The sequence below is a fragment of the Prevotella sp. S7 MS 2 genome (assembly GCF_000762865.1).
In the GTDB taxonomy this organism is placed as follows: domain Bacteria; phylum Bacteroidota; class Bacteroidia; order Bacteroidales; family Bacteroidaceae; genus Prevotella.
In genome coordinates this window covers 1-3,713 of sequence record NZ_JRPT01000024.1, presented here as the reverse complement: position 1 = coordinate 3,713, position 3,713 = coordinate 1, and the positions used below count along the sequence as shown (strand labels likewise).

Below are 3,713 nucleotides of genomic sequence, written 5' to 3'. Positions count from 1 at the left end.
TCTTCTTATCCCGAACTCGCGTATGATATGACTGTCAAGTCCGAAATAATGAGGTTACACGGGGTGTGTATGGACACAAAAAACCGCCCACGGCTTAAAGCGGTGGGCGGTATCTCTCATTTTTCTTTTCGTAGAATTCAGAATTACTCTGAAACAACAGTTGTGTCTGTTGTTGTTGTAACAACTGCAGTATCAGTGATAGTTGTGTCAGTTGTTACGGTGTCAACAGTATTGCTCCATAGCCCTTGCTATGTCATATTCATTTCTCAACCTGTCGATGTGAAAGTCTATCATTAATTCTTCCTTGATCCATCCGTTGAGTGATTCGTTGACAGGGTTGTCAGTGGGCTTGCCCGGCCTCGACATCGACCTTGTGATGTTTGCCTGCCTGACCAGTTCCCCATAAGCCATTGAAGCATAGACGCTTCCCCGGTCGGTATGTAGGATGACGGGCTCGTGCTCCCTGCCAAGCAGGCTGATGACATCCTTCAGTCCCTCGAGGTACTGAAACCTTGAACCCCGCTTGTCTGCAATCCTGAAGGTGAGTATCTCCTTGGTGAAGACGTCAAAGTAAAAGGTTACCTCTATATAGAATACCGAAAAACGGAAGGCTGTCATGTCTGAGACGATGACCTATCTGGGTCTGTCCACGGTGTCCCACGTGGAAAATATGAGATTGGGATATTCCCTGGCTGCCTTGGTTTTGGGACGATGGTGTTTGGCATGTCTCCCCTGCGACTTGATCCCCAAGCACTTGCAGCACTTGAAGACATAATTGTCGCGCACGTCGATGTTCCTGCGTCTGAACAGGAACAGAATAAAATCATTATGTAAACCTTTGGAAATAGAACTTAAATAGAACTTTTTGTGTAAACTTTTGAGGGCTGTTACACAAGGTTATACTGTTGTGTTATGGAGTGGTAGTATAGAGATATGATGTGGCCATATTCCCATACATGGTTTACTGCGCATGGTCTTTTCAGCTGTACATTCCTAAAAAGGTGATGATAGAATCATTTTGATTATTTTTCTTTTGCTATCTTTGCATATACTTCTGATATTATAAATATAAATGCAATACCATATATGTCTTCAGTATTTCGCCGACTGTTCTATATCATCTCATTTATATTAAAGGTGAGTATCTGCTTTTACTTTATATCTATTGGTGGTATAGGTCCGGGTATCGTCGCTTTGTTTGTTGGTGGACTGATTCTCTGGATGGAGTATGCACCGAAATTTAAATTCGTAAGGTTGATAGAAAACTTGGCCGGTGAGCGGATAGGCCATAACGAAACAAGAAAAGAATATACGATTGATTCTATAAACTGTTCGTTTGAACTGATAGGTAAAGGGAGAAAACGGAATCAGGTGGTTTTCTCTGTCATGCAGCCTTTGAAGCGAAAGCATTGGAAAAACGATTTTGAAGAAATTTATGACTGTCTTGTAAAAGGATGGGATGAGCTAAAGATACATTACAAGTTTGATGCACAGGCTTTATGTTTACAACATTCCCATTCTCTTTCTGTCACGGTTATGGTACCAATAAATGATGGCGAGGAAGTGATAGGGGGCACATTGACGGTTATTCGTGAGTTGATAAACAAATATCATTTGTTTGGAATAAAATCATTCTTGCGTTTCAATGATTATGATTTCAAGACTTATATATACCAAAAAGGAAACGTCATAGAGCATGCTTTCAAAACGGAATTTTCGTATGCTTATATTGTACAACATGCTGATGCTGCTGGGATGATAAAAAACATGATTCGGCAAGACTACTTATATGAACGTATCACCGAGGAAGAGTATTGGAGAGATTTCAATCGATTTGCCTCTTTACCTTTTGTTTTTGATAAAGTAGAATATGTCTATGATGACAAACATTATGGTAAGGCTGTTATTCTTTCTGCCAGCAGTCGTTGGTGGTGTTTGGTTTGTACATACAAGAAAGTGTTTTTCGCGCCGGATCAAAGTGGGTTTGATAAAGTGGGTTCTTTGCATTGGAATATGAATAGAGTGGTCGAAGTACGCCTTTTATCAGAAGGTTTGCCCATGATGTTATGCGAGGATGGTTCGCTCATTGGTCTAGAGAAAGATGTTGATAGAGGAAATGTGGATTATTATATAGTTACTTGTACACCGGATGAGGACTATTATAGTCGGCACAAAGCTGATTTTGATGCTGCTCAAGAGATGCCAGAGATTGAGAAAGTACGAGGATATGATGAAAGTATGGTTAGATAATTACTGAAAGGAAACGCACTTTTAAGGGTTGTCGGATATGATAAAGTTATTATTTTTATATCCATCAAAGTCAGGAAAGGCACATCAAAGTTTGTGAGATGTATGATAATCCTATAAACTAACGAATTTGAAACACAAGTGTCTATGTATCAAACGTAAAAAGGGGATTCGTGAAGAATCCCCTTTTTCGTGCTTTGTGATCCGTTTGGGGTCGCAAATATCAAAATAATGGTATTATTGCAATGTGCTCACAATGAATGTGTTATCCTTAATTTTGCAGGCAAGTGAATATTGCCTAAAGAGTTGGTAACACACCAGTAACACATTTGACCCGGTAGTAACACATTTTTGACCCCAACTTCCCTTGTTTTCTAATTTAACAAATATTAGAAGTATATGCTGACAATTATTCAAAGAACTCGTCACCCGGCTATTATTAAAAAGCAAGGAGACTCTAAAGAGAATTGGAAGGTCAATTAAAACTATTTTAAATTGTTGTTAGTGACTCATACAACCTCTAAATAACATTGCAAAGATAGCATTTTTCCCACAAACAAACAAGGTTTATTCTTCCTTTTTATTCTAATTGAAAGAAAAATTCGTTTATTCAAATAAAATCCTCCAGATAATTTGGTACTTTGAATTATACTCGGTATTTTTGCAAAAATAACCGACTTAATGTATGTTAATAAACAAAGAAGAGAAGAAGGTTGTTGATATTCTTAGGAACTGTATTGAAAAAGCAAACACCGGTACTCTGTTTTTTAATAATAGTTTCCCAGAATACGACGATGAGTATGTGGGCAAGATTTTATCAGATTTTGTCCGACAGGATTTGTTGTTAAGATTATCTCGTGGCATATACCTTAAAGCGAAGAAAACTAAATTTGGTATAGTTTATCCAACTACCGAAGAGATAGCCCATGCAATTGCAGAGAGAGACAATGCTGAAATTCTCCCTACTGGTAGTACAGCGTTGAATATGCTTGGATTATCCGAACAAGTTACCATGACCCCTGTTTTTCTCACCAGTGGGTCTGCAAGAAAAATCAAGTGTGGCAATAAAACCATCACGTTCAAAAGAGGAGTGCCCAAGAATTTCGCATTGAAGGGAAAGGTCACACGTCTGTTAGTACAAGCCATGAAAGCTATCGGTGAACGAAACTATAATGGCGAGTGGGAAAGTGCAATCAATGTGATATTGAGTAAATATCCAGAGGACGATACCATGTCGGAAGACTTAAAAGTCATGCCTGAATGGATAAGAAGAAAAATAATAAACATCCTAAACAATAAGAATCATGAGCAGTTGGCAGAATCATAGCATTGATGAGAGGATCTCAATGATACAATCAGTCGCACAAGATCATAATATCGAAGATAATGCGGTAGAGAAGGATTGGTGGGTGACAGTAGTCCTCAAAGCCCTGTTTAACACATCTTGTGGGAAATGGCTTCTCGTG

General features: G+C 38.8%; 3 protein-coding genes. 2 read left to right on the top strand and 1 reads right to left on the bottom strand.

Features of this window, described 5'->3' with window-relative positions:
• Positions 1 to 222 precede the first annotated feature (222 nt).
• On the bottom strand, positions 223 to 618 hold the full coding sequence (locus HMPREF0671_RS05645) for a DDE-type integrase/transposase/recombinase (RefSeq protein ID WP_052052865.1): 396 nt from the start codon (positions 616 to 618) through the stop codon (positions 223 to 225).
• Positions 619 to 1,086: 468 nt separating this feature from the next.
• Between HMPREF0671_RS05645 and HMPREF0671_RS05640 the strand changes: the two genes are divergently transcribed.
• Both HMPREF0671_RS05640 and HMPREF0671_RS05635 read left to right on the top strand, forming a co-directional pair.
• A complete protein-coding gene (locus HMPREF0671_RS05640; RefSeq protein WP_156958368.1) occupies positions 1,087 to 2,250 on the top strand; it encodes a hypothetical protein in 1,164 nt (387 codons plus the stop codon).
• A 682-nt stretch (positions 2,251 to 2,932) separates the two neighbouring features.
• Complete coding sequence (locus HMPREF0671_RS05635; RefSeq protein ID WP_036897817.1) at positions 2,933 to 3,574, top strand: DUF6088 family protein; 642 nt, start codon at positions 2,933 to 2,935, stop codon at positions 3,572 to 3,574.
• Positions 3,575 to 3,713 lie beyond the last annotated feature (139 nt).